The 24,930-nt window shown below is 57.8% G+C and carries 19 protein-coding genes; 8 read left to right on the forward strand and 11 right to left on the reverse strand.

The features are described from left to right. Nucleotides 1-15: 15 nt before the first annotated feature. Genes Pla52nx_RS27610 through Pla52nx_RS27620 form a run of 3 tightly spaced genes read right to left on the reverse strand, consistent with a single transcriptional unit; the run spans nucleotide 16 to nucleotide 2,522 of the window. The gene (locus Pla52nx_RS27610) at nucleotides 16-702 is read right to left on the reverse strand and encodes a hypothetical protein (protein WP_146522181.1); all 687 of its coding nucleotides are present in this window, start codon (nucleotides 700-702) and stop codon (nucleotides 16-18) included. Continuing rightward, nucleotides 699-1,250 (reverse strand): NUDIX hydrolase, encoded by a 552-nt coding sequence (locus Pla52nx_RS27615; RefSeq protein ID WP_146522182.1) that lies wholly within the window; start codon nucleotides 1,248-1,250, stop codon nucleotides 699-701. Before Pla52nx_RS27615 ends, Pla52nx_RS27610 begins: the two co-directional genes overlap by 4 nt. Before the next feature lie 48 nt (nucleotides 1,251-1,298). Continuing rightward, a complete protein-coding gene (locus tag Pla52nx_RS27620; RefSeq protein WP_197454911.1) occupies nucleotides 1,299-2,522 on the reverse strand; it encodes a lactate racemase domain-containing protein in 1,224 nt (407 codons plus the stop codon). 125 nt (nucleotides 2,523-2,647) lie between these two features. On the opposite strand from Pla52nx_RS27620, the gene Pla52nx_RS27625 reads away from it, so the two are divergent. The 3 genes from Pla52nx_RS27625 (at nucleotide 2,648) to Pla52nx_RS27635 (ending at nucleotide 6,185) form a co-directional block, all read left to right on the forward strand. Continuing rightward, a complete protein-coding gene (locus tag Pla52nx_RS27625) occupies nucleotides 2,648-4,033 on the forward strand; it encodes a hypothetical protein (RefSeq protein WP_146522184.1) in 1,386 nt (461 codons plus the stop codon). Nucleotides 4,034-4,110: 77 nt separating this feature from the next. Next, the gene (locus Pla52nx_RS27630) at nucleotides 4,111-5,169 is read left to right on the forward strand and encodes a HEAT repeat domain-containing protein (RefSeq protein ID WP_146522185.1); all 1,059 of its coding nucleotides are present in this window, start codon (nucleotides 4,111-4,113) and stop codon (nucleotides 5,167-5,169) included. Between the two features lie 356 nt (nucleotides 5,170-5,525). After that, nucleotides 5,526-6,185, forward strand: a complete 660-nt coding sequence (locus Pla52nx_RS27635; protein ID WP_146522186.1) for a hypothetical protein — start codon at nucleotides 5,526-5,528, stop codon at nucleotides 6,183-6,185. Between the two features lie 185 nt (nucleotides 6,186-6,370). On the opposite strand, the gene Pla52nx_RS27640 is transcribed toward Pla52nx_RS27635, so the two are convergent. Next, nucleotides 6,371-7,471 (reverse strand): lactonase family protein, encoded by a 1,101-nt coding sequence (locus Pla52nx_RS27640; protein WP_231742323.1) that lies wholly within the window; start codon nucleotides 7,469-7,471, stop codon nucleotides 6,371-6,373. Between the two features lie 123 nt (nucleotides 7,472-7,594). Between Pla52nx_RS27640 and Pla52nx_RS27645 the strand changes: the two genes are divergently transcribed. After that, nucleotides 7,595-11,053 carry a DUF11 domain-containing protein gene (locus Pla52nx_RS27645; protein ID WP_146522188.1) on the forward strand — a complete coding sequence of 1,153 codons (3,459 nt, stop codon included), beginning with the start codon at nucleotides 7,595-7,597 and terminating at the stop codon, nucleotides 11,051-11,053. A gap of 92 nt (nucleotides 11,054-11,145) precedes the next feature. Here Pla52nx_RS27645 and Pla52nx_RS27650 read toward each other — a convergent pair whose 3' ends face one another. From Pla52nx_RS27650 to Pla52nx_RS27660, 3 genes are read right to left on the reverse strand one after another with little or no spacing between them, the layout of a single operon-like run. Continuing rightward, nucleotides 11,146-11,964 carry a hypothetical protein gene (locus tag Pla52nx_RS27650; protein WP_146522189.1) on the reverse strand — a complete coding sequence of 273 codons (819 nt, stop codon included), beginning with the start codon at nucleotides 11,962-11,964 and terminating at the stop codon, nucleotides 11,146-11,148. A 10-nt stretch (nucleotides 11,965-11,974) separates the two neighbouring features. After that, a complete protein-coding gene (locus Pla52nx_RS27655) occupies nucleotides 11,975-12,637 on the reverse strand; it encodes a hypothetical protein (RefSeq protein WP_146522190.1) in 663 nt (220 codons plus the stop codon). 50 nt (nucleotides 12,638-12,687) lie between these two features. Continuing rightward, a complete protein-coding gene (locus Pla52nx_RS27660; RefSeq protein ID WP_146522191.1) occupies nucleotides 12,688-13,281 on the reverse strand; it encodes a peroxiredoxin in 594 nt (197 codons plus the stop codon). A 346-nt stretch (nucleotides 13,282-13,627) separates the two neighbouring features. Between Pla52nx_RS27660 and Pla52nx_RS27665 the strand changes: the two genes are divergently transcribed. Continuing rightward, nucleotides 13,628-14,275 carry a hypothetical protein gene (locus tag Pla52nx_RS27665; RefSeq protein ID WP_146522192.1) on the forward strand — a complete coding sequence of 216 codons (648 nt, stop codon included), beginning with the start codon at nucleotides 13,628-13,630 and terminating at the stop codon, nucleotides 14,273-14,275. A gap of 69 nt (nucleotides 14,276-14,344) precedes the next feature. On the opposite strand, the gene Pla52nx_RS27670 is transcribed toward Pla52nx_RS27665, so the two are convergent. Then, entirely contained in the window at nucleotides 14,345-15,322 is a 978-nt protein-coding gene (locus Pla52nx_RS27670) for a sugar phosphate isomerase/epimerase family protein (RefSeq protein ID WP_146522193.1), read from the reverse strand. A 105-nt stretch (nucleotides 15,323-15,427) separates the two neighbouring features. After that, nucleotides 15,428-17,152, reverse strand: a complete 1,725-nt coding sequence (locus tag Pla52nx_RS27675) for an NADPH-dependent assimilatory sulfite reductase hemoprotein subunit (protein ID WP_146522194.1) — start codon at nucleotides 17,150-17,152, stop codon at nucleotides 15,428-15,430. Nucleotides 17,153-17,311: 159 nt separating this feature from the next. On the opposite strand from Pla52nx_RS27675, the gene folD reads away from it, so the two are divergent. Then, nucleotides 17,312-18,211, forward strand: coding sequence for a bifunctional methylenetetrahydrofolate dehydrogenase/methenyltetrahydrofolate cyclohydrolase FolD (gene folD / locus Pla52nx_RS27680; RefSeq protein ID WP_146522195.1), 900 nt, complete (start codon nucleotides 17,312-17,314; stop codon nucleotides 18,209-18,211). A 191-nt stretch (nucleotides 18,212-18,402) separates the two neighbouring features. Here folD and Pla52nx_RS27685 read toward each other — a convergent pair whose 3' ends face one another. Together Pla52nx_RS27685 and Pla52nx_RS27690 are read right to left on the reverse strand one after the other, a co-directional pair. Beyond that, nucleotides 18,403-18,726, reverse strand: coding sequence for a flagellar biosynthesis anti-sigma factor FlgM (locus Pla52nx_RS27685; protein ID WP_146522196.1), 324 nt, complete (start codon nucleotides 18,724-18,726; stop codon nucleotides 18,403-18,405). A gap of 559 nt (nucleotides 18,727-19,285) precedes the next feature. Next, entirely contained in the window at nucleotides 19,286-21,388 is a 2,103-nt protein-coding gene (locus tag Pla52nx_RS27690; RefSeq protein ID WP_146522197.1) for a fused MFS/spermidine synthase, read from the reverse strand. Between the two features lie 335 nt (nucleotides 21,389-21,723). Here Pla52nx_RS27690 and Pla52nx_RS27695 point away from each other — a divergent pair, with 335 nt between their 5' ends. Together Pla52nx_RS27695 and Pla52nx_RS27700 are read left to right on the forward strand one after the other, a co-directional pair. Then, nucleotides 21,724-22,371, forward strand: coding sequence for an RNA polymerase sigma factor (locus Pla52nx_RS27695; RefSeq protein WP_146522198.1), 648 nt, complete (start codon nucleotides 21,724-21,726; stop codon nucleotides 22,369-22,371). A gap of 4 nt (nucleotides 22,372-22,375) precedes the next feature. After that, the gene (locus tag Pla52nx_RS27700) at nucleotides 22,376-24,748 is read left to right on the forward strand and encodes a WD40 repeat domain-containing serine/threonine protein kinase (protein WP_146522199.1); all 2,373 of its coding nucleotides are present in this window, start codon (nucleotides 22,376-22,378) and stop codon (nucleotides 24,746-24,748) included. Nucleotides 24,749-24,930 lie beyond the last annotated feature (182 nt).

The raw sequence follows: 24,930 nt of genomic DNA on the forward strand, positions 1-24,930 counted from the left end.
ATGCATCACTTGGGGTTAGGGAGAATGAAAAGGAAGGTCGATGTGACTGGTGCCATCGGCACGTGTCAAAAAACGACGACGACGAGATTCTATCATTTCGCCGGCTTCGGTGAGCCAGGGGAGCAGCGTGTCGGGCAGAAGCGGCAGATTGACACGTTTCATCACCTGATTGAGCCGCATGAGCAGCTTTTCAGGGTCCAAATAGTCCAACAAAAATCGACTGTCCGCAAAACGCAACATCGTCTCCGCCAAACGATCCGTGGGTTTTCCGGTGATCACATTGACACACCGCTGGACGATCCTTGCCCGCTGCTCATCAAACAACGCGTAGTACTGGCGACCGATCTCGGCGCGATCTCGCAACCAAAACGCGTCGAGAAAAATCTCGATCAGGATGTGCCCGACGAACGTGGGTCGAAAGCCTTCATCACCCGGCAACCGATCTCGCAATTGAACGGCCAACGCCATATTGGTCTCGACAAAGGCCGCCGTGGAGTGAAACCAGCGGTCATCGTTGACGTGATGCAAGATGCCCTGGGCGACCTGACGCAGTTCGTCATCGGGGCTGTTCAGATGCAGCATTGCTGATCGCCCCCTGGCGCGGATCTTTCGATCGATGACACTCAACCAATCAGGAACTCCCGTTGAAATCGCCACCAGCGGTTCGTCGAAATACGGCATGGCGTGGCACAGAAAGTTCATCGCTGAGTCCGACTCATATCTGGTGTTTCATCACCGAGCCAATACTCGATCGCTCGCCGATTGGACTCAAACGCCATGTTGTCCAAATGCCCGGCTGTTGGAATCGTCCACACGAAATGATCCAGTTCATCGCGGGCCAACTTGATCTCGGCATCATTATCGATTCGGCAAAGATAAAACAAATCGATGACCGGTGAAACCACTCCGTGGTAGTCGTACGAATTGGGAAACGTCACCAACAGTATTTGTTCAACCAGACGCAGTTGGGTTTCTTCGATGACCTCTCGCTGCAACGCTTGTTCGATCGTTTCGCCACGATCGACGAAGCCACCGGGTAATCCCCAACGTCCCTTGCCCGGGTTGCGTGCGCGACGCACCAACAGCAATTCTCCTTTTTCGTTGACGATCAAGCCACCCACCGCGGCAACCGGACCGAAGAACAATGTCATTCCGCAGGCAGCGCATCGAAACGGAATGCTTGCCGGCGACTGGTTGGCTTCACCACACCTCGGGCAAAACTGAAACGCGGACTCGATCGGAACCGACATAGAAAACGAACTTTAGCGAGGTGATGAAACAATTCGAACGGGTGATGCCTAATCTGCCACGGCCGCGCCAGGGTATGACGCACCGGCGAACTGAGCCGCACGGAGAACGCCACAAGTAGGAAAGGATTGACTTAGTTTTTCCAATTCGGCGGGCGATTGGATGACTCCCACCCCCATCGACTCCAATACTGTGGGATCCAATCGCGTCCTTACCAAGACGCGATGCTCCTGCATGATTCTTTGCAGTACTCGTGCCCAAGCATTGTTTTGATGAGAGGGAGGAAAGCCATCTTTGGCCTCAGTGTCGTCTTCGTCATCATCCGACTCTTCTGCCTGCATCGCGGACTCCGATTCATCCATGTCGCTATCCACTCGGGTCAAACGCCCCGTGGGCGGCTCTTCGATATCAGTCCAAATCACGATCGTCCCACCATCGGCGACAAACCGAAGCGCCGCATGTGCGGCGCGAATCGCGTTGGCCCACGTCTGCTGCCGTGACTCACCGTCCAGCGATGCGACCACCAATTCAGCCTTGGGTGGCACGGAATCCGGCTCGTTGACTCTCGACGTCACTTGCCCTCCGATCGCATCCGGTGTCCCCGCAAAAACGTTGCCAACGAGTCCCTTTGCATTGGCGGTCACTCCCAGCACAAGCTGAACGCCCAACAGCCACCGAGTCTCAGCGGACATCTTGCCCACGGCCAACGGCTGATCAAATCCCCGATCGGCATTCAGGAATCGCGAAACGGTTGCTGAATCGGCGAGCGAGGGAAAGATCCCCGTCAGATCACGTTTCAGCTCGACGTCGTCCGCACGAATCGCGTGCACAGGCAATACGAAATCCGCATCGATCACGGCTCGATTGAGATAGATCGGTTCCGCATCCCCATCCGCACCCAAATATCGCAATTGGCCACGTCGGCGGGACTGATGCACAATCACGGCACACTCGCCGGCGACCGAGCGAACCTCCTGAACGGTTTGTTCCGTCGCCTCGTCCCACAGGACGATGTCCACGTCACCAATATCGGACTGATGCAACGCTCGCAAAAGGCCTGATACGACTTCGCCGATTTGAGGAACATTGGGGTCCAGTGCGATGGCAACGCGGTCGCCAGGAACGATGGCTGCATCAATGCCGGGAAAGTCCAAGGGGGCATTGAGCGACTTGACCACCTCATCGATCACGTCGGACAACTCCGCGTCTGAACCACTTTCGTACTCCCACACCGCGTCCGACGCAAGATTCGGGACGTCACTGGAAAACAACACGTTGTATTCACCGAGGCAATTGGGGGATGATATTTCGGGGTAGATCTTTGCACGATTATGGGTTATCCCGTGAACCCGACGGTCACGCAAGTGCGGGGACCACACCGCGCACCGCCAGATTGTCCATGATTTTGCCACATTTCAACACCGGACTCGCCATCTCGATGCTGGCAATTGCCTTGCTGGTTGCGGGTTGTGGTCGCGGTGACAACCCAGAAAGTTCATCCTCCTCTGGTCCAGCGTTACCTGAGCAGCCCGCCCAAGACTTCCTCAGCCGCACCTTCGCGACCTACCAAACGGCGACATCCTATCGTGACCAAGGCGTCGTACGCCTGAGCGTCTCGATCAATGATCGAATCCAACGTGAAACGGCACCGCTGAACGTTTCGTTTCACAATCAGATGTTTCTTCTCAGTGCCTACGACGTTCGCATGTGGTCGGATGCAAAACAGGTCTTGCTTTGGCTGGAAGATCCCACGACGGACCACCATGACTCACAAGTCCGAGTCCAACGTCGCAAGTCCGGCACACGTTTGCAACTCGAGGAACTGTTGGACGACACGATCATTACGGAACGACTCAATGCGGGACTTGCGGGCCCCGCACCGCAACTGGAATGGTTGTTCGCTCCAGAGCCGATGGAAAAACTTTTTCAGTCCGAAAACAAGATCCGCTATGACGGACATGAGACCATCGACGGAACTCCATGTGTCATCGTTCACGCGCAAGCCGGCGACGATGTCTACCGTTTCTTTATCGCACGTGACTCGATGCTGATTCGACGCGTTGAGCTGCCGCCTCCTCGTGCCGAAGTGATCGCCTTGGCAACAGGTGCCGATCCGCTGAACGTGCGTGTCATGGGCTTGGAGCTGGACTTGGTCGGTGCGACCTTGCAACCGCCCGCCGAAATGCTGCAACGGCCCCCGATGCCCCAGCGACCTCAATGGGTTCACGCCCTCGTGCCACTGCCACCATCGCCACCCTCCGCCTCTCTGGGGCGGTCACTCAACAATGTCCGATTCGGCACAGAACTCGAACGCGAACTGACATCCGACGGCACCGTCGTGGTGGTCTTCGTTGCCGACCGCGTCGACCTGACCGACGGCGGGGCAATGCTGACACCGCATTCCGCCCAGTCCATCGCATCACTCAATCTGTGGCGTCAGCTCCTGCCCGGTTCAATGAAACGCCGCTTGCGTTCTTTTGCGATCGTCGACAACTCATCCATCGCCGCGGAACTGAACCAACCTGGCTCCCTGCCCGCCCTGGTGGATGCACAGCAGCGTTTTCAAGACGCGACGAAGACACGCCCGGGTGACCTGGTGATCATAGACGGCCAACGCAAAGTCGCGTGGGTTCAATCCGGCCTCAACGCGTCGGGCTTGCCGGCCTTTGGGACCGTCGTTGGCGATGTTTTGAACAAAATCGAGGTTTCACAACGACTGCATGAGCAGTGGCAATCGGACCAAAAAGCGTACCGCGAAAAAATCACGGAGCTTTCGGTTCGCTAAAGACTGATCTTGCGACTCGCCAGGGGCATTGGCGACACTCTGGTCCCCCTCCCAAGTCCGACCCGATGGATGTTGTCATGGATGCCGATTTCCACGAATCGCAAAATCCCTTTTCGATCTTCGCTCAGCAACAACGTCAACCACGACAGGCTTTCCTATCAGCAGCCAAGTTGCTGATCCTTTGCGTGATCGCCTTCATCGTCTTGGTGACCGCAACGGGCACTTGGCAACGCTGGACGGTGCAGCGAATGGCAGACCGATTGCCGCAACTCTCTGCTGATGAAAAATGCGCAGCGCTGACTCAACTCGCCCGACACGACGTCCTGGCGATTGCGACGTTGACGCAGTCCTTGACGGACGAGTCCGCGATGGTCTCCGCCCACGCAAACGAGCTGATCTCCCAAGCTCAGCGGCAATGGCTAACGCTGCCGGCCAAAGAGCGGCTTCTGCGTCAAACAACGTTGGCGACCGCATTGTCAGAACTGCGACCATCGTCGTCCTCAGAAACACAAGTCGTCGCCGTCGCTCGGGACCTGATTCGAGACTCATCCGGCGCCGCGGACGAAGAATCACGACGAGTCTACGAACTCGCACTGACCGCCATCGCAAACACATCGAGGGGCGATGATCCGGCGATCGACACTACCAGTGAGCGTGGTCAGCTAGCATTCGACGGCCAAACTTCCTTGCCTGCGATGTCTGATACACCCTTGCCGCTGGGCAACACAAACGTGCAGTGGACCGACTGGCCGCCCTCGGCTCCGACGGTCGTCAAAGCTTCGGTTCAAACTTTGCGCGAAGTGGACGTCAGCACCGTGGTCCTGGGACAACCTCGCGTCGCTGTGACGGAAGACACTGTCGACGCACGAGATATCGAACCCGCTACGGCTCGGCAAACCCCGGTGATCACACCGACCGTCCATCTGGCTGCGGACCCGATCGATTCACTGGCAAACGACTCGTTGGCGACTTGCCTGGCCGGACTGCAAAGCCCCAGCCGACTGGTGCGACTGCGAGCAATCGAGTCACTTTCACAGAGCACCGATCCCCAGGCCCGACAAATCCTGGTTGAACACCTGCCGGTGGAAACCGACCAAACGGCCGCCTTTCGAATCCGCAAAGCCCTACAGCCTTAGCCCGGACTGCTCAAAGTTTGGTGTTGTGTCTTTTTGGGTTTGCGCAAGTTTATGTCCCTACTGCCGGCGCAGCTGGTGGCCCCCAGTGAGCCTCAGGCGCTAGCCGTGGGCCTGAGGCGGAATGTGGTGCCGGCCCACGGCTAGCGCCTGAGGCTCACTTTGATTGCGATGCATGGATCAAAAACATGGACTGAGAAAACAATGTCAACACCAAACTTTGAGCAGTCCGTGGCTAGCGCCATCGGCTCACAGAAATTGCAGAATGCGAACCGTTTGAAGCGACAGCGTGCAATTTTCGCCGCCTGCGGGTAAAACGGTGGTAGTCCACCCAACCACCCACAACACGAGGCCCGTCCGTGAACGTTCGTACGATGATTGCCGCTCTCCTGCTCGGCATGCTCTCCCTGACACCTGGTTGCATCGGAGTCGATTCGCAGCATCCGCTGAGCGATCCAGCCGACGCCGTATTGGACACGCGGCTCAACGGCCAATGGGTCCAAACGGAAGAGAAGGTCACGATCCGCTATCAGGTCAAAGCGGCTGGCGGTGAAGCCCCCAAAGGACTGCACCGGATGACGATGACAATCGACAAGGACACCGCCTCAACGTACTTCTTTGTCACTCAGCTCGGTGAGCATCGCTACATCAACATGGCGAACTTTGAGACCGACGACGCGCCGGAAAAATGGGATCCCGCCAAGGTCACTTACTACAGCATCTTTGGCTACGAACTCGTCAACGAAAACGAAATCACTCTGCAACCGCTCAACGAAAAATTCTTTGAGAAACTCGTCGAGAATGGTGAACTGAAAAAACGTGTCGACAAAGTTGACCTGGAACAGCTCACGATCGACATCGAGCCCAACAAAGATGATGACTCGGCTTCGGACCCATCGTTTGAGCTGACCAGCGATTCAAAAACGCTGGCCAAAGTCTTCACCAATCACGCCAAGGAACTATGGCAAGGCAAAACGCTGCGAGTCACACGCGCGGGCACCCAGTCGGCTGGCAAGTGATCGGAACCCTACTGAGACTGCTGATTTAATCGTGTTGCGTTATCACTGTGAGCCGATGGCGCTAGCCACGGGCCTCGAAGGGTTTCGTCAACACCATTGGGCCCGCGGCTAGCGCCTTGCGGCTCACTCAATCAGCAGTCTCCTGCTGCGGCCAGGCAAGTGTTAAGTTTGCCAATCAGAACTCGTCACTCGGCAAACAGCACGCAAATCGGTGTGGGCACCATGGCTGCTTTCATGGTGAACTGCAATTGGCCGGATTGCTGATCGATCTCAAAGATCGTTACGGAATTGGTGTTCTGGCCCGCAGCGAGCAGCCATTTGCCGGTCGGGTCCAAGGCAAAGTTCCTCGGCCACGCGCCGCGGATCGGCTCGACTTCGATCAGCTCCAAAGTGCCGTCGGCTTCTTTGACACGGTATGCCGTGATGGAATCGTTGCCTCGATTCGCCGCGTAGACAAATTTTCCGTTGGGATGCACACGAATTTCGGAAGAGCTATTGAATCGTTCCCCGGCTTTCACGGCTTCCGAAAGTGTCTCAATGGTCTGCTTCGGTGACATCGTCCCCGCCTTCGCGTCGTAGTCGAACACGGTCACGGAGAGAGAAAGCTCGTTGAGCAAGTAGACGATTTTTCCGTTCGGGTGGAACTTCATGTGACGTGGACCGCCGCCGGGAACACTTTGGCCAAAACCATGTGGCGTCAGTGTTGCCGTTTCTGTGTCCACTTTCCAAATCACGACTTGATCCATTCCCAGATCGGGAACGAACAGAAAGCGATTGTCGGGCGACGTGCCGGTCCAGTGTGCGTGCGGCGATGTCTGCCGATTGGGCACGACATCGGATCCTCCGACGTGTTTGTACAGCCCCGTTCGCTCGACGATTCCACCGTCATCGTCAAGACGAAACGCTGCGGTGCTGCCACCGCCGTACTGCGCGGTGAACAAGACCTTTCCCGTGCGATCGACCGAAACATGGGCGGCACCGCCATCACCGATCTCCGCAGAGCTGTGCCACGTCAAACTTGTTTGTGCACCGTCTCGATGGATCGTGTAAGCCGAAACGGATGGCTTTCCCTCGTGATTGCCCACGCTGTAGAGAACGTTTCCGTTGGGATGCAACGCCAAGAATCCCGGTCCGTCGGCTTCAGCGGCCAACGTTGCCTGCGACAACTCGCCTTTCTCAGTATCAAACTTGGCGTGATAGATCCCCTTGCTCAGTCCGTTGCGTGGGGTACTGGTTCCGAACCAAACGTCAACCGTTTCGGCATGAGCGTCGGCAAGTTGAAACATGGTGACTGAGAGTGAGCCTACGAAGAGGAATAGCAGAGACTGCAGGGCAGAGCAGGGCAGGGGAGAAAGGATCATTCGAAACCATCTGGGGCGGTTTGGGGGACGAAACGTGAAACACGTTGCATGAAACATCACGCGATGGGGCACGCACAGATCACCCATTTTAACGAATCGAAAGGCAGGGCAGGCAAATACAGCAGCCAACCTCCCGACAAACCGTCACAATCCGCAAATTCGACTCAACGTGCGCAAGCGGATTCGACGATACAACGACTGACACACCCTCTTTACGCAAACACGCGAGATGTACGCATGGATGGCGGCAACCGCAGCTATTTGGCTCCGAAACTCCTGATTCTTCCCTTGGCTCTCTGCTTGATCGGCCCGCAGGCCCTCTGCCTGATCGACACTGCACGAGCTGACGAGAAGGTCACAACATCGGATGTCCAACCAGCTCTCGCCCTCGGCACGACCGATTCCCCCGGGGCAATTCAACAGGTCGCGGGCAAACAACCGGGACGACGCGAAACACGTCCCATCGCCACCGTGCTCAACGACGGCCCCCAATCGGCTCCGACAACCGGTCCCATACGATCGATTTTGGGCAACCTGTTCAACGGCCCGGCTGCAGCCGAACCCGCCCCATCAGCGCCACGTGCAGCTCGCGCGGTGAACACGCCCCGTGAAGCGGCCGATTGGACGGGGATCCCGTATCACCAAGCCACCAGCACACCGTCGCGTCCGACCACCAGCGCGCCCATTCGAGACCCTCGTCCAGGCGAAACTCGAATGCCGACCGCTGGCACTGCACCATCCGTCAGGACAACGCCACCATCGGTTCCAGCGGCCGCCCCGTTGACCAACGTCCCAAAACCGCCGGCCTTGGCATCCACGTCGTCCAGCCGACAAAGTGCAACCGAGACACCGGTCACCGAAGACACTCAGGTGGCAGCTCCTCAGTTCTCGCGAGTGGAAGCACCCAAGCTTTCCAGCGAAGCAAGCAGCCGCCGGCGTGGACGTCGCGATATCCCATCGCTGGACGCATCCGAAGTCGCCGCCGCCGGAGAGGGTGCCTCGCCTGTCGCCGAAGAAGTCTTGGTGCCGAAAATCGCTCGACGCGAATTGACTCAAGACAAACCCAAAACGACACCCACTCAAGTCGCCAAGTCTGCTCCGGTCAAATCGACCGCGCAGGCCGATGTGCCAGCGAAGACTGCAACGAAGACACCAGCCCAAACACCCACGGCTGAAATCGCGACCGTCCCTCGCAAGGCAATCCCCACTCCGCAGCCAACTCCCGAGCCAGCGGTTGCCAAAGTAGAGACAGCCGCTCCGGCACAAACTGCTGACGAAACGACTGCTAAGGAAACGACTGCTGCCGAAACAGCAACACCGTCGCAGTCCATCGCTGCTGCAACGACCAACAACGCCACAACCCCAGAAACCGAGGACGGCCCAACCGCGACCTTGGCGACTCCCGTTATGGCATCGCCACAGCCATCCACGGTCGCTTCCGTACCGAGCAGCGTGCCCTTGGCTCCAAGTGCCAGCACGGTTTCGCAACGTAGTGGCCCGCCGAGCAGCGATTTCGATCACGTATCGAATTTCCAAGCACGGCGTCCGATGGAAACACCCCACAGTTACTCCGCAGTGCCAGACGCACCAATCGGATCGGGTGTCCCCAACACACAAACCAACGCCTCCGGTGTGACTTTCCGTCCGCCGACCAGCATGCCCGCACCATCGTCGATTCCAGGCTACAGCCAAGCACCTGCTTACACGGCTGTCCCCTATCAATCGCCTCAACAGCCCTACGTTGCTGCTGGTGCGCCGACGACGACTGCGCAAAACCGAATCGCGACGGCACCTCCAGCACCCCCGACTTCGCCTTACACCGAACCCGGTTCCGACAACGCTTACTATCCCGCCGATCCATACGCGCAACAGACTCCGCAATCGTTGGCACAAGCACCGGCAACCGCCCCAGCTCAGTCTCCAGCGGTTCCCGCACCACGCAGCTTTGTCGACACTCCGCCGACCCAATCGGCACCGTCGGCCACGGCGACCGCGCGGTCGCAACCGGCCGAGTTCAACGACAAACCGTTCGCCAGCGCCCCGGAACAACGCTACCGCAATCAACCCATTGAAACGCGTGCGTTGCCACCAGGGCAAACCGCCGTGGCTTCGGAGCTGCCCGGAATCCGCGTGGTCACTCACGGCCCGTCCAAGGTCATGATCCGTCAGACCAACCAGTTCGAGATCCGCGTCGAAAACCGCGGTTCAATCGACGCCACGGGTGTCATGGTTCGTGCCGTGATTCCTGATTGGGCAGAAGTCCAAGGTCAGAGCGCCTCTCGTGGAACGGTCGACGCACAGTCGGGCGACGGGAACGAAAAACTCGTCTGGGAAATCGATTCACTGCCAGCCGGCACGAGCGAAAAGCTGTTCGTACGACTCAAGGCAGAACGCAGTGGCACGCACGGTTTGGATGTCGACTGGACATTGATCCCACAAAAAAGCGTGACACAAGTTGTGGTTCGAGAGCCTCAGTTGAACTTGATGATCGAAGGTCCCGAGTCGGTGGTCTACGGTGAATCACAGACCTATCGTGTTCGCGTCCTGAATCCCGGCGACGGAATCGCTCCCAACGTCGTGTTCACATTGTCACCCAACTCACCGACACCGCAAACGCAACGCATCGGCGACATCCCGTCCGGCAAAGAAGCTCAATTCGAAGTCGAACTGACCGCCCAAGACCTTGGCGACCTCAAGATCCACGGACTCGCATCGGGCGACTTGGAATTGCAAGCCGAAGCAAGCAAGACGATCAAGGTTTCCGCCGCGGCATTGTCCGCTGTCATGAACGGCCCCGAGCTGAAGTATCAAGACACGGAAGCGGTTTACAACTTGCAATTGCTCAACGAAGGCGACGCAACGAGCAAGAACATCGTTGCTTCTCTCAGCCTGCCGGCAGGTGCAGAATACCTCGGCGGCATCGATGACGCGAAACAGCGTGGCGCACTGCTGACTTGGCAGATCGACGCACTGGCCCCCGGAGCAGTTCGCGACTACCAATTCCGATGCTTGATGAAATCACCCGGCGAACAAACCTTTGCCTTTGAGTGCAAGGGCTCCGCAGCCGGACAAACGGATGTCGCACTGGACACAACGGTCGAATCCATCGCCGACTTGGTGTTGACCATCCAAGACCCCGTGGCACCGGCTCCGGTCAACGCCGAAGTCGTCTATGAGATCTCGATCCGCAACCGCGGCAGCAAGGACGCCAACGGTGTTCGTGCCATCGCCCAGTTCAGCAACGGCATCGAGCCACGACGCGTGGAAGGCCACAGCGGAGAAGTGCTGACCGGACAAGTGTTGTTCGATCCGATTCCAGTGATCGCAGCGGGCAGCGAAGTCAAGCTGCGAGTGATCGCGGAAGCCGGCGAAGGTGGACACCATCGTTTCCGAACCGAAATTCGCAGCGGCGAAACGGTCTTGGTCGCCGAGGAAGCCACTCATTACATGAGCCAACGCTCCGACCGCGTCAGCCGCCGCAGCACGTCCAGCAGCGAACTGAAGTAGGCTCAAGACCGTAGTACGTCAGCCTTTCCAGGCTGACATACGATGCAAAGGTCAGCCTGGAAAGGCTAACGTACAACTGCTGACGCACATCCTTACCCCGCCAACAACGCCGCGGCGATCAAGAACGCGGCCAATCCGATCGGGTAAACGATTCCCACGTTGGCCATGTTCGATCCAGTCAAATTATCCAACGCTTCTTGCGTGTCTCGCAATCCATGCAATTGGCCTTCTTTCTTGGACGTTGCATAGACGGCAAAGAAGCTCACCATCTCAGGGATGCTGGTCACGACACCCAAGATCCAGCCCGCGATGGCCGGACGAATCCCCATTTGCTCGATCACCTGTGCCGTTGCGTTGCCCAAGAACATGCCGGCCACCGCGATGCATACCAACGCGGTGACACCCAGAATCATTCCCAACGGCAAGCTCCCCACAGCGGCTTCGGACTCCTGGCCTCCTTCCTTCGGTCGATTGACACGCCGATCGATGACTTGATAGACGACAAAGAATCCCAGGAGCGCTGGCACTAGGTACCACTGCGTATCGGCTCCCCAGTACATCAAGGCAATCGGAACCACGATGGCCAGTCCCGCAAAGACCACTTCGTCGATAAAGCGTCGATTCCAAAGGTCTCCGAATTGCCGATAGTAGGCCACCGCCATCAGCATCAAACCCGCATTGATGATGTTGGAACTGGCGATGTTCCACAAGCCGGCCTCCCAAACTCCGGCCAACCCGGCCGCAACCAGGCAAACCAATTCGGGGACCGAAGTGGCGTATCCGGTGACTTGACCACGCGTCTTGGCACTCCAGTTCAGTGCACCAGCGACATGGTCGATGCCGCGTAGCAAACCAAACTTGACCAACAAGATGATCACTGCTGCAGATCCGATCATGATCAACGCCGACATCGATGACTCCCTAGCTCGTCAGCGGCAATGGGCTGAAAGATAGCTCTTGATGCCAGCGTTTGAGTTGTTCTGGTGAGATTGATTGGCCTGATCGGTCGATCACGATCCACGGGCGAGCCTTGCGGATCACTCCCTTTTCGAGAAACTCGCCAAACAATCGCAAACGAACGCCAGTATTACCTCCGCCAGACAGATCACTTGTGAAGGGACTGTCGTGCGGACCAAGCAGAATCGCGGTGGAATGTGTTTCGGAAATCGTTGCCGAAATAGCAGGACCGGCGAGTTCATCGTCAGCACGAATCGTTTGATGTTGGCCTGCACTGAGTACGTCGACCGTCGGATGGGCGTCCAGCAGGACGGTCTCGATCGACGTGACACACTCCAGCACGAGCACGTCAGCGTCGCTTTGAATCGGTCGCAACATCAACCGCAATCCGAACTGGCCGCCGGATTGCGGATAACGCAAATGCAACTCGTCTGCTCGCACGAACAACTCGTCCAACTCGGGCAACGTTTGATCGTCCACCGCCGCAAGTGAAACGTAGGCGACTCCATCTCGCTCGCCGTCCACGAGGGAGATCGGTGAACTACCGCCACGAGCCTCCAACAGCCAGACCGAATTGCCGGTCTGCCAGGCAACGATGCCGCGACGATTGGGATGCACGATCCACATCTGGTTGACTCTCTGATTGGATGCCGCTGAGTTGTCCGCTTGACGTTTTCTTAGCCCGCGTACTCGGCGCTGAAAAACGCCTTGCTGTTTTCCACATCGGGCTTGATCGTGCGGCTTCCTTCGTCCCAGTTGGCCGGGCAGACTTCGCCGTTGGTTTCAAAGTACTGCAATGCTTTAACCATTCGCAGCGCTTCATCGACGCTTCGTCCCAAAGGCAAATCGTTGACGACTTGATGTCGCACAGTGCCTTCTTTGTCGATCAAGAACAAACCACGTAGCGCGACGCCGCCGTCCAACAACACGTCATAGTCGCGTGAGATCTGTTTGCTCAAGTCCGCGATCAGCGGATACGCCGTCTTGCCGATCCCGCCTTGATTGCGTGGCGTATTGGTCCAAGCAAGGTGGGTGAAATGACTGTCGATCGAAACGCCCAGGATCTGCACTCCCAGTTTTTCGAAATCGGCCGCGCGGTCGCTGAAGGCGATGATTTCGGTGGGACAGACGAACGTGAAGTCCAACGGCCAAAAGAACAGCAGAACATACTTGCCCTTGTAATCGCTCAAGGAGACTTCCTTGAACTGACCATCAGGCATCACGGCTTGGGCTTTGAAATCAGGTGCTTGCTGGGTAACCAAAACACTCATGGAAATTCAGTATGGCTGGAGGGTATCAATGGAATGGTCATTCAGCCGCGACGATGGCGTGGAGCCTCGGGGCGTAGGGGCTGAAACGCGCAAACGAGCGTCAGAATCGACACTGCGGACGCTCGAACGCTGTCACTATTGAGGCAACGGCGATTTCAGGCAACCGGTGACCCCCTCGAATCGGTGATTTTGACCTCGGCAGACAGATCCTGGGACGCCTAAGTATGCTAAAACATTCATTCTTTTCCCGGCCCTAGTCAACTCGATGCGAATTTCGGCAGCCCGGAGTCCTGTGATTCTGTAACGGCCGACCATTCACCTCGAGCGTGTTCTTATGAGGATTCCGATGTCCGTTTCTTCCAGTGAAGATCAAGTCGCTGATGCTGCGTCTGACGCCGCCTCGGGCAACTCTGTGATCAGAAAAACTATCCTTTTCGCCGTTCTGGCGGTCATGATCGCTGCCTTGATCTACGACTATCGGGTCGCCCGACCTGCCGTCGCCAAGGCCTACGACGACATCGCCACCGCCAGTGTGGAAGCCAACAAAAACCCAGACGACGTTCTGACCAAAGAAGACGTCGCCAAGCTGCTCGACAAAGAACCGATCGAAACGTTCAACGATGGTGTCGAATTGGTCGAAGTTTATGCGTGGACGAGTGGAATCCCGGGTCGCCCCCACAAGCTGTACACCGTCTTCAAACCTCACGGCACCAACCACATCTTTTACCGCCATGCGAAATTCGCCTACGAATCGTCGAGCGAAGTCTCTCCCGTGGCCGGCAAAGTCGTCGGAACCGATATGACGGACGCCGAGCGTGAGGCATACGAAGCTCAGATGCTGACGCCAGATCCCTCGGCCGACAACAACAAAGCCGACTCGTCGCCTGGTAAAGAATCTTCAGAGGACTCCGCCACAAATCCCGATCTCACGCCACCGGCTGATCCGAAACCCAAAGTGACCGACGAAACACCGCCTCCCGCCGACGCGAAGTAACGCGACTGAATGCACAACGTTCTAGGACCACGCTATCGATCTGGAAGATCGTGCGACTGTCATCATTCCTTACCCAAAGGCCTTTCGCAACATCGCCAGACTTTGCGGAATGGCCTTTTCGTGTTTTTCCTTGCCCTCAAACTCCAGTGACACGTACCCTGTGTAACCGACATCCTTGAGGATTTCGGCCACGCGGTCATAGTCGATCTCCAGTGTGTACCAGGTTCCGCCGCCAAAGTACGTCTTGGCTTGCACGAACACCGCTTCGGGTGCCAACTCACGATACTGTTCGTACTGGTTTTCCAAAAAGTTGCCCGTGTCCAAGGTCGCCTTGAGCCACGGTGAATCCACGTCCCGGATCACACGCAAGACACCGGCGGCGGTCCGGCCAAGTCCCCAGTGGTTTTCCAAACCCAGCACCACTCCGCATTTTTCAGCAACCGGCAGACACTTCTCCAGCGAGTCAATCACCCAGCCAAAGCCGTCCTCGTCGGTGTAGCCTTCCAATCGCGGCTCGATCCCTTTGTTGGCCATCAATTCATCGAAATCCTTCGATGTCCCCCAACGCCCCGTGTTGACCCGAATCGTCGGGATGCCAAGCGAGTACGCCAACTCGATGCACTTGATCGTGTGGTCGATGTTCTCCTGTCGCTTGTCGGCATCGGGATAGACAAAGGATTGATGGGTCGAAAGCCCACACAGACTCAAGCCCGCTCGAAAGGCACGTTGCTTGATCCTCTGAAGCGCGCCGTTGGATTCGTCTTGCATCTGAACGTGCAAGATCTCAACGGCATCGAAGCCCGCTTCGGCGGCCAAGTCGATGCACTCTTCGATCCCGAGCTTGCTGTCGTCCCGGTAACGCCAATAGGAATAGGTGGAGACCGCGATGGGGTTAGCCCGAGCCCCTGAGGGCGTCAGAGCAGCAAAGGGATTATCGGAAGCCACCGCTGGGGACGAGAATCCGGTCGCGCAAACAGCGGCCGACGCCGCAGCAGCCAAGGAAGTTCCCAGCAGGCGGCGACGCGAAGTGGAATATGACGGATTCATGATGCATAGGGCTCCAGGGCAAAACAATCGATTTCGCCCCAATGTACCAAACACACCCGTTCCACACCGCAGTCAACTGCACACCGCGGTAACGGCGCAGCCAGATCAAGGCCGCGGTGCTGCCGCCGCCAGCGACTCCAACTCGTCACGTCCGACCCGGGTGCAAAACTCGCCGAGGGATTCGCCCTCGTTGCGATGCGATTTGTACGCACTGCAAACACCGACGATTTCGTCGACCAACGTGTCCGCAGGAACCAGATCCTTGTAGACGTAGGCGAGTCGATTGCCCAGCCAACCGCCTCCGGCATAGAACGTGTACTTCTCCTTGGCTTTGCCGACAAACGCCAAATCGGCGTTGTAGGGTCGCGCACAACCGTTGGGACATCCGGTCATCCGGATGGTAAAGCGGTCTTTGTCCAAGCCGAGTTTCGCCAGAGGCGCCTCCAGCCCATCGATCAAACTTGGCAAGTATCGTTCGCTCTCCGTGATCGCCAACCCACACGTGGGCAACGCGACGCAGGCCATCGACCAACGACGTACCGTACTGGTGTCTTCGGTCAAACGAACCCCGTGATCCGAAAAGATCTTGGTCAGTTTGTCTTTGTCCGCCGGATCGATGTCAGTAAAGATGATGCTCTGATGCCCGGTCATGCGAAGCTCGGTATTGAACTCCTTGCACGCGGCACGCATGGCGGCTTTGAGTTGCACTTTCTCATTATCGTACAAACGACCGTTCTCGATGTTCAGACCGTAGGACCACTTGCCATCCAGCTGATCCTGCCATCCCATGTGGTCGTCAAAACCGGTAACGTCGTCTTCGGTGCAATCCTTCAGCGGTGTACCCAAGTACTCTTCGACCGCGCGGCGGAACTTGTCGATGCCCCACTTGTCGACCAGGTACTTCATCCGCGCGATCTTGCGATCTTCGCGGTTGCCGTAGTCCCGTTGGACCTTCAAGATCGCCTTGGCCACCTCAACGGCTTGATCCGGCGTGCAGAACGCCATCCGTTTGGCGAGCGCAGGATAGGTTTTTTCTTTCAACGCGGGCGTGGTGCCCATACCGCCGCCGGCCAACACGTTGAAACCGATGATCTTGCCATCGCGAACGACGGCCAAGAATCCGACATCCTGGGTGTAAATGTCGATGCAGTTGTCTTCGGGCAATGCGATGCCCATCTTGAACTTGCGGGGCAAGTACCGCGGTCCATAGAGCGGCTCGACGACTCCCGTCGGCTCACCGCCACCCTCAAGCGTTTTCTCACCGGTTTCCGGATCTTCCACCCAGAGCTCGTGGTACGCCGGTGTTTGTGGAGCCAAGGCGATGGTCAGCTCATCGGTCAACTGATTCAGTTGCTCGCGAATCCCATCGTTGATCTTCGCCGGACAGCACATGATGTTCCGATTGACGTCACCGCACGCCGCCAGGGTGGACAGTCCGATTTCATTGATGCGGTTGATGGTCTTGCGCAAGTCCGACTTGAGCACACCGTGCAACTGGATCGTTTGACGCGTGGTGATCTTCATCGTCGAATCACCCAGCTCGTCACACATGTCCAAGTGCGCCAGCATCTGTGACGAAGTGATCCGGCCGCCCGGAATCCGGCATCGCACCATCATCGAGTACGCTTTGCCGCCGCCGGTTTTCTTTAGCTCGGCGCGTTGGTCGCGGTTGTCCTGCTGGTAGGTCCCGTGAAACTTGAGCAGTTGGATATCGGCGTCACCAAAGTGGTCGGTATCGGCAGCCATCTCCGGGCCGATCGTGCCGGCGAGGAACTGGCTTTCTTCTTTGATCTTCTCTACTTTGCTAAGCTTCGGCGTGTCAGTAGACATCGAGCATGGGGTCCTGTGTAAATATATTCGACGGTAGGTTCCGCACGTCGCTGCGTGCGGTCAGACTACGGTGGGCAGGTGAAACTATAACGACCGTCGGACGTTATCACTATGGTGATCCTTTTCGTCCGGCTCCTACACCCAGAGGGGAATGAATTCATGAGTGGCCGGATCCTGGACGGAAAGCAAATCGCTGCGGAAATCCGCGAGGAAGTGGGGCGTGATGTCGCAGCTTTCGTTGCCGCCGGAAACCCCGCCCCCTGCCTCGCGGCCGTCCTGGTGGGCGAAGACCCGGCCAGCCAGGTCTATGTTCGCAACAAAGCCCGAGCCTGCGAAAAAGCAGGGATCGAAGGACGAACTCACCGCTTGGCGGCCGACTGTGGTCAAAAACACTTGATGGATCTCGTCGCCCAGCTCAACGCAGACCCGAGCGTCAACGGCATCCTGGTTCAACTGCCGCTGCCCAACCCCAGCGGAGGCCCCTCCTACGACGAGCGAGCGGTTCTCGATGCCGTGGATCCCCTCAAAGACGTTGATGCATTTTCACCGATCAACGTCGGACTGCTGATGCAAGGCCGACCGCGGTTCCTGCCCTGTACGCCTCACGGCATCGTGCAGTTACTGGCTCGCTGCGACATTTCTGTCGCCGGCAAACAAGTCTGTGTGGTCGGCCGCAGCGACATCGTTGGCAAACCGATGGCCATGATGCTGGCCCAAAAAGATGGCACGTGCGGCCCCGCCGTCGCCAACGCAACGGTCACCTTGGCTCACAGTCGCACGGAAGACCTAGCCGCAGTGTGCCGCACCGCGGACTGTTTGATCGCTGCGGTGGGCCGTCCAGAAATGATCACCGCCGACATGGTCAAACCCGGCGCGGTGGTCATCGATGTGGGAATCAACCGCGTGGGCGAAAAATTGGTCGGCGATGTCGCCTATGATACGGTCCGCGAGGTCGCGTCGGCCATCACTCCGGTGCCCGGCGGCGTTGGCCCACTGACCATCGCCATGCTGTTGCACAACACGTTGATGGCCGCAAAGTTGCAATGTGCTCAGAGCTGACGCTTGCCGGTCCAAAAAGGCTGTCGATTTAGTCGAAATTGGGAACACATGGGTGAGCCGTGGGCCGTAAGGCACCGGGCAATGCGGTAGGCCCGGCCGCTTACGCATCGCGGCTCACGGCGTATTATTGCGACGCCACCATCCAGACCGCTGGCCGTCAGGCCACGCGTTTCAAAACATGCTGTTCGCTCTCAGCCCCAATTGTCGAGCATGCGGTCCAACGCCGCATCCATTCGCTCGGGCGTGTCGTAGGTTCCGTCGGCGATTTGCCGACGCAATTCGGCAACGCGGTCGAACCGGATGCCCTCGCCAGCGACCGGCCCGGCGGACTCCATTCGGTTAGCTCCATGAGCCGCACTCAGATCCAATTGATCCACGGGCGAGTTGCCACGTGTGGAGGTTTCACTGATCTTGGATGCGTCACCCGCGCCGGCAGCCTGTGAGACTTCGCCGGTACGTTGAATGCCGCCAGTGGTTTGCGTGGTCGAGACGCGAAAGGGACCGTAAATCTGCATCTGGGAATTGCTCCGAGTGGTGTTGGAACTTCCGGTCACACAGCCGCACCCGATTGAACGGATACTCCTGATCGGCTGGCTTGCGGAGTCGTTAGCGCGAAATTGACCGGACCAAAGAACCCGTTCCATCCTGGATGAGCTTTTTTGGCCGTTTTCGCTTCGGTCGTCAGCGCCGCGATCCTTGTCCCAGGACGCAATCCATTAGTGAGAAGAGACTTTTCTCAGCGCGAAGAGGCGAAAACATAATAGTTGTCGGCCCCACGCTGCGTTGATCTTCAGCCGTTTTACGGCTTACGTCGATTTCCTCTCACCAGATTGCGCGTCCTGGTTTCCGGACCGCCGCCGACCCTATCAAAGCCGTGAAACTCCAGGCAAGATCATTGCCGGGGCTTTCTCCGTTTTTCTCGATTCAACCGATCTGTTAACAGAGCGGGCTATTGATATCGTGAGCCGCGACGCGTATGCGGACTATTCACGCAACTCTATACAACCTACGCAAAACGTTTGCACAAAACGGCTTGCGGGGATTGGCTCGAAAACAGTCTGCGTCTATCAGCAATCACCACAGACGCAGCACGCTGACCAAATTGTGATGCTGATCGGTCCAAAGCGGTGCATCTGCTAATTCGGCTTCGCTAGCAAACTCGGCATCGGCCAACTGCGGATCATCCAGCAACGGGTGACCCTCTGGCGAAATCAGCATCCATGTCGAATGCCGCGTTCCGATGTCCAAGTCCCCGCCCGCCCGATACACACGGCTGACCAATCCGGCGTCGTGACTGAGCCGATGCACTAGTGGCACCAAGTTGAGGTGATTGTTGGAAACGTGAATGGCCAACACTCCGTCTGCGGCCAACCGATCCCGATACAGCTCCATTGACTCTCGTGTCAGCAAGTGCGCCGGGATCGCGTCGCTGCTGAACGCGTCCAGGACCAGCAGATCAAACCGCGCGTCCCGCATCCGCTCCAACACCAACCGTCCGTCACCCAAGTGATTCTCGATCGTCGATGGGCAATCCTTCATGAACGAAAAGTGCTCTTGAGCAATCTCGACCACCGCCGGATTGATTTCGATCATGTCAAACCGGTCCGCTGGTCGACCGTAACTGGCCAAGACGCCGCATCCCAGTCCAACGACGCCGACTCGCATCGACGGTTTGTCCGCCTGCAACGCAGCCAATGTCAGCCCCACGCCGCTTTTTCGACCGTAATAGGTGGTCGGTTCACTCTGGTGGGGAGCATTGCGTTGCATGCCGTGAATGGTGCTGCCGTGCACCAGTCGCATCCCCGCGTCATCCTTCAACACTCGCAGGACGCCAAAGAAGTTTCGTTCCGAGGCGATGATCTCATCTTTCTCTGCCAAGAACACGGTCAGGAACGGAGCAATCATCAGGACTGCCGCACCGAACTTCAATCGCGACGCTGCGGTCCAATCGTAAGTCGTCTCACGCCAGCCCTTGCACGCAAAGAACAACAGGAACGTGAGCGATGACACCAGGGCAACACTGAAGGGCAATTCGACAAAGCTGCTCAAAAACGTCGGACACAGTACCGCCACGATCAATCCGCCGATCGCGCCGCCGCCGGACAACATCGCGTAGTACTGTGTCAACAACCCCGCGGCTGGCTTGATCCGCGCGACTTCGCCGTGACACAGCAGACAAACCCCCAACAACATCACCATGTAACAACTGGCTTCCGCGATCAGTTGAACACTGCCTGGCAACATGCCTTTGGCTTGAATCAGTACCAACGCGATCAATGTCGCGCCCGCGATGGCCTTGGGCTTGTACCACTGCGGTGAATCAAAACACACGATAAAACTGATCAAATACAAACTCAGCGGCAGCACCCACAAGAACGGAATCACGGCAACGTCTTGGCAAACATGATTGGTGACCACCAACAACATGGTCGACGCCAACGCGGGCAACGCAACCCATGCGGAGCGATGAATCCATGAGGGTGTGGCGGGTGGATCGGCTGATTTCGCTTCGCTGGTTCCTTCGGTTCCACCACCTGCTTTCACCCGGAACATACCGATCGCCACGCCGCCTTGGACCAAGACGAACAAACAGAACATCAGTGACCACAACATCGACTGCGTCGACACCGAGAACACTGGCTCAAACAAGAACGGATAGCTCAACAGAGCGAACAAAGAGCCCGCGTTGGAGAGCGCGTAAAGTCGATACACGCGGTCGCTGTCGTCTTGAAAACTCAACCAAGCCTGTACCAATGGCCCGGTGCTGGAGAGAACGAAGTACGGCAGCCCGACGTGACTGGCCAACATCCACAACAGGTACAGCGTCGGCGACTCGGCGCCGCCCGGTTTCCAAGCGTCAGACGGCTCGATCGGCAACACCAACGCCGCAGCACTCAACAGCGTGATGTGAACAATGCCCTGCAACAGCGGCGGAAAATAGGTTTTCAGCAGGTGGGCATACAAATACCCTCCGAACAACAGCAATTGAAAGAACAACATGCAAGTCGTCCAGACAGCCGGAGTCCCGCCAAACCAAGGCAAAACGCATTTGCTGATGATCGGCTGGACTTGAAAGACCAAGAAAGCGCCCAGCAAAGTGGTTGCCGAAAACCAAATGATCGAATGACCGCCAGATGAACCGGCTTGCGCTGGCACCGATTGTGAGGGTTGTGTCACCGAATTGTCCCGCGTGCGATTGAGAGTCAGGTGTAGAGTACGCAGAACACTAGGTCACAGAACACTCGGTCACAGCGCCGGTGATGCCGAAAAGCAACGCTTTTTCCCGGTGATTCGAGCACCTGAAAGCCCCCGTTCACACGCGTTAATGGAGAAATAGCACCCGCTGGATGAGGAAAAGCGGGATGGGTGCCGCGAAATTCCCTGCAAGAATCGATGGACTGTGAAAGACCGGCCCAATTCGCCAGTATCCCCGTGTGAATCCGTCGATGCGGTTGCCCCGCTGGCCTGGGCGATATAATCACGATCATCTGTTCCAGGTGGATGCTGGCCCGATGTTCGTGCTTGCCTGGCATGCTGGTTTTCTGGACGTGATCGCATTGACTGATTCACCCAACGAGACCCGAGCGACCCTGCTGTTGCGACTCCGCGACGGCGGCGATAGCGACGCGTGGAATCAGTTTCTGCGTGACTACGGCCCCATGCTGTATCGCTTCGTCCGCAGCCGAGGACTGCAAGACGCCGACGCCGCGGACATTGTCCAAGACGTGATGCGTCGCGTCGGCACGGCAATCGGTCGCTTGGAATACAACAAACAAAAAGGCGGCTTTCGCGCGTGGTTGTTCACGATCACTCGCAATCGTCTGTACACATACTTTGAACAACGCAGCCGAAACAGCGCAACAGTAAACGACACCGCGCAGTTCGAACTCCTTTCCCAGGCTGCGGACACTCAAAACGAATTGGAACAGCAGTGGGAACACGAACACATGCGTCAACTGGCGGCCGTCGCGATGTCGACCGTACGCGATGATGTCGAACCCAGTACTTGGCTCGCTTTTCAACGCACCGCGGTGGATGGTCTGTCGGCAACCGCAGTGGCTGAGGAACTGAAAATGAGCACGGGCGCAATCTACGTCGCCAAGAGCCGAGTGACCGCAAAACTACGCGCAGAAGTCGAACGGCTTCAGGAAAACGAATGACTCCATGAGCACACTAACATGCCCCACTCGCGTCGAACTGCAAGCGTTGCTCAACGGCTCGATGCCCGATTCGGAGGCCGGCCGAACAACCGATCACATTGGCACCTGCACGACATGCCAACAAACACTCGACAGCATCGCCACGGGCGAAATACCCATCGAGTCACTCGTCACGGGAATCGACCCCGACGGTCCGCTGCAAGATTCTGCGTACTGGAAAGCCATCGAGTCCGTCAAAGCGGAACACGTGCCGGTCAAATCGGACGCATCGTCGGTAGATATTCGAACCGATGTCACGCAAGATTTATCCGTTGCCCCAACACCCTCGCAGTCAAGTCCCGCGAGTGCATCGTCCAAGAGCACCACGAATCTGCCCCCCGTCGCTATCGATCACCGCTTGAGCTTCTTGGCCCCCAGCGACGACCCGGCTTACATCGGACGACTCGGACACTTTGAGATCGCACGCGTCATCGGCAGCGGCGGTATGGGGATCGTGCTGGAAGGCTTCGACACACACCTGCGTCGCAACGTAGCCATCAAAGTTTTGCGTCAAGAAGTAGCGAAGAACGAAGTGGCCCGCCAGCGATTCTGTCGCGAAGGCCGTGCCGCTGCCGCGATCGCACACGAGCACGTCGTTGCGATGCACCAAGTGGTCCGTCAAGAACAAGACGAAATCGCTTACTTGGTCATGCAGTTGATCGAAGGTGAAACGCTGGAGAGCAGGCTCCGCGATGGACAACCCTTGCCTCCGGCTGAAACCGCCCGCATCGGCATGCAGATGGCCGCTGGACTTTCCGCTGCGCACGCACGCGGGATGGTTCACCGTGACATCAAGCCCGCCAATATCTTGATCGAAGCCGAAACGAACCGAGTCAAGTTGACGGATTTCGGACTGGCCCGCGCGACCGACGATGTGAAATTGACCAAGACCGGCATGGTCGCCGGAACACCCCTGTACATGTCGCCCGAACAAGCCACCGGTGCCGCCGCCGACGAACGAAGCGACATGTTTTCGCTCGGTGCGGTGCTCTACGAAATGGCAACCGGCAAGTCACCCTTTGCAGCACCGTCGATCGTCGGCGTCATGAAACGCATCATGGATGAGACCCCGGAGCCTCCGCACAAGGTCAACCCCGCCGTGCCCCGTGTGCTTTCAGACATCACGATGGCTCTGCTGGACAAACGACCTGAACGCCGTCCTGAATCGACCGCCCAAGTCGCCTCGGCGCTTGCCGGCGTGGTCAATCAGTTCGGTCCGATCTCGCCGCTGCAGGTGCCGGCCGTCGGAGTCGCCGATGCGAAAACATTGAGCGGCAACCATCGCAGACTCGGCAATCCCAAAACGCTCGGCATTTGGGCCGCCGCCGCAGTCACTCTGTTGATGATCGGCGGCCTACTGGGCTATTCACTCTCTGGTTCACTGCCTGGTGAACGCACCAGTGAACTGTCTGGACCGGCAGCGTCGACATCGCCCAAGCCCGATGGCCCCAGTTTTCCCGTCGTCGTGTTGTCGGGAAATCCCGGCACTGTTTGGTCGGTGGATTTTGCCCCCGATCGAAAACACATCGCCGCAGCCATCGGTGACGGTTCGGTACGACTGTGGAATGTGGAAAACCAAGAACTGGTCAAGAGCTTCAATGCGCATCGTGGGATCGTCTGGATGGTTCGGTACCACCCGACACGCCCGATCGTAGCCACCAGCGGCGACGATGGCTTTGTCAAACTCTGGGATCGAGAAACCTTTGAACCGATCAGTCAGTGGCGTGCCACCAACGCGGTCCGCAACATTGCCTTTTCCCCCAACGGTGAGCGACTCGTCGCCGGTGATCGAGACGGCAAGATCACTGTCTTGGATATCGACAAAGGAGAACCGGTCGTCCAAGTCACCCAGCCGGGTTCGATCTTCGGCGTGGACTACTCCGCCGACGGAAACTTGATCGCCACCGTCGGCAGCGACAAGATCGTCCGCATCTGGGACGCAGAAAACTTGTCCGAGCGACAAACCATGGCGGGGCATCCCGGTCCCATCTACAACGTCGCCTTTGCTCCCACCGGATCGACACTCGCGACCGTCGGCTGGGGCAAATCGGTGATCCTGTGGAACACGGAAACCGGCACCGAAAAGCAAACCCTGACGGGCAGCGAAGGCGATGTCTGGAGCGCCGGCTTTTGCACCACCGGCGGCCATCTGGTCACCGCCAGCCAAGACTCCACGGCCAAGATCTGGGACCTGAAGTCAGGAAAAATCATCGCTACCCTGGCCGGTCACGAATCCGCCGTCCACAACGCTTCCATCGACTCCGCCAATCAACGCGTCGCCACCAGCGGACGCGACGGAACGATCCGAATCTGGGACCTCAGCTCCTTGCAGCCCTAAGCACCCGCGAAGGTGATCAACACTTACGTCCCATCGGTCCCCTCTGTCACCTTGGTCCTATTCTCGGCTCCGTGGTAGGTGCGCCCGGCCGGCTGAACCCGGCACACCAACCGAATTTGCCCCAGATCGATGCTTATTGATCTGCTATCTTTGTGCAGACCTCCTCCCTTTCTCCGCAACCG

This window comes from Stieleria varia (genome assembly GCF_038443385.1).
Lineage (GTDB): Bacteria > Planctomycetota > Planctomycetia > Pirellulales > Pirellulaceae > Stieleria > Stieleria varia.

Bases quoted from the DNA above. Each gene is read 5' to 3' on its own strand.
- folD (WP_146522195.1), top strand. From the start codon at position 17,312: ATGAGTGGCCGGATCCTGGACGGAAAGCAAATCGCTGCGGAAATCCGC.
- Pla52nx_RS27645 (WP_146522188.1), top strand. From the start codon at position 7,595: ATGAAACATCACGCGATGGGGCACGCACAGATCACCCATTTTAACGAA.
- Pla52nx_RS27675 (WP_146522194.1), bottom strand. From the start codon at position 17,152: ATGTCTACTGACACGCCGAAGCTTAGCAAAGTAGAGAAGATCAAAGAA.
- Pla52nx_RS27655 (WP_146522190.1), bottom strand. From the start codon at position 12,637: ATGTGGATCGTGCATCCCAATCGTCGCGGCATCGTTGCCTGGCAGACC.
- Pla52nx_RS27610 (WP_146522181.1), bottom strand. From the start codon at position 702: ATGAACTTTCTGTGCCACGCCATGCCGTATTTCGACGAACCGCTGGTG.
- Pla52nx_RS27650 (WP_146522189.1), bottom strand. From the start codon at position 11,964: ATGTCGGCGTTGATCATGATCGGATCTGCAGCAGTGATCATCTTGTTG.
- Pla52nx_RS27695 (WP_146522198.1), top strand. From the start codon at position 21,724: ATGTTCGTGCTTGCCTGGCATGCTGGTTTTCTGGACGTGATCGCATTG.
- Pla52nx_RS27660 (WP_146522191.1), bottom strand. From the start codon at position 13,281: ATGAGTGTTTTGGTTACCCAGCAAGCACCTGATTTCAAAGCCCAAGCC.
- Pla52nx_RS27615 (WP_146522182.1), bottom strand. From the start codon at position 1,250: ATGTCGGTTCCGATCGAGTCCGCGTTTCAGTTTTGCCCGAGGTGTGGT.
- Pla52nx_RS27670 (WP_146522193.1), bottom strand. From the start codon at position 15,322: ATGAATCCGTCATATTCCACTTCGCGTCGCCGCCTGCTGGGAACTTCC.
- Pla52nx_RS27665 (WP_146522192.1), top strand. From the start codon at position 13,628: ATGTCCGTTTCTTCCAGTGAAGATCAAGTCGCTGATGCTGCGTCTGAC.
- Pla52nx_RS27630 (WP_146522185.1), top strand. From the start codon at position 4,111: ATGGATGCCGATTTCCACGAATCGCAAAATCCCTTTTCGATCTTCGCT.
- Pla52nx_RS27625 (WP_146522184.1), top strand. From the start codon at position 2,648: ATGATTTTGCCACATTTCAACACCGGACTCGCCATCTCGATGCTGGCA.
- Pla52nx_RS27700 (WP_146522199.1), top strand. From the start codon at position 22,376: ATGAGCACACTAACATGCCCCACTCGCGTCGAACTGCAAGCGTTGCTC.
- Pla52nx_RS27685 (WP_146522196.1), bottom strand. From the start codon at position 18,726: ATGCAGATTTACGGTCCCTTTCGCGTCTCGACCACGCAAACCACTGGC.
- Pla52nx_RS27640 (WP_231742323.1), bottom strand. From the start codon at position 7,471: ATGTTTCAACTTGCCGACGCTCATGCCGAAACGGTTGACGTTTGGTTC.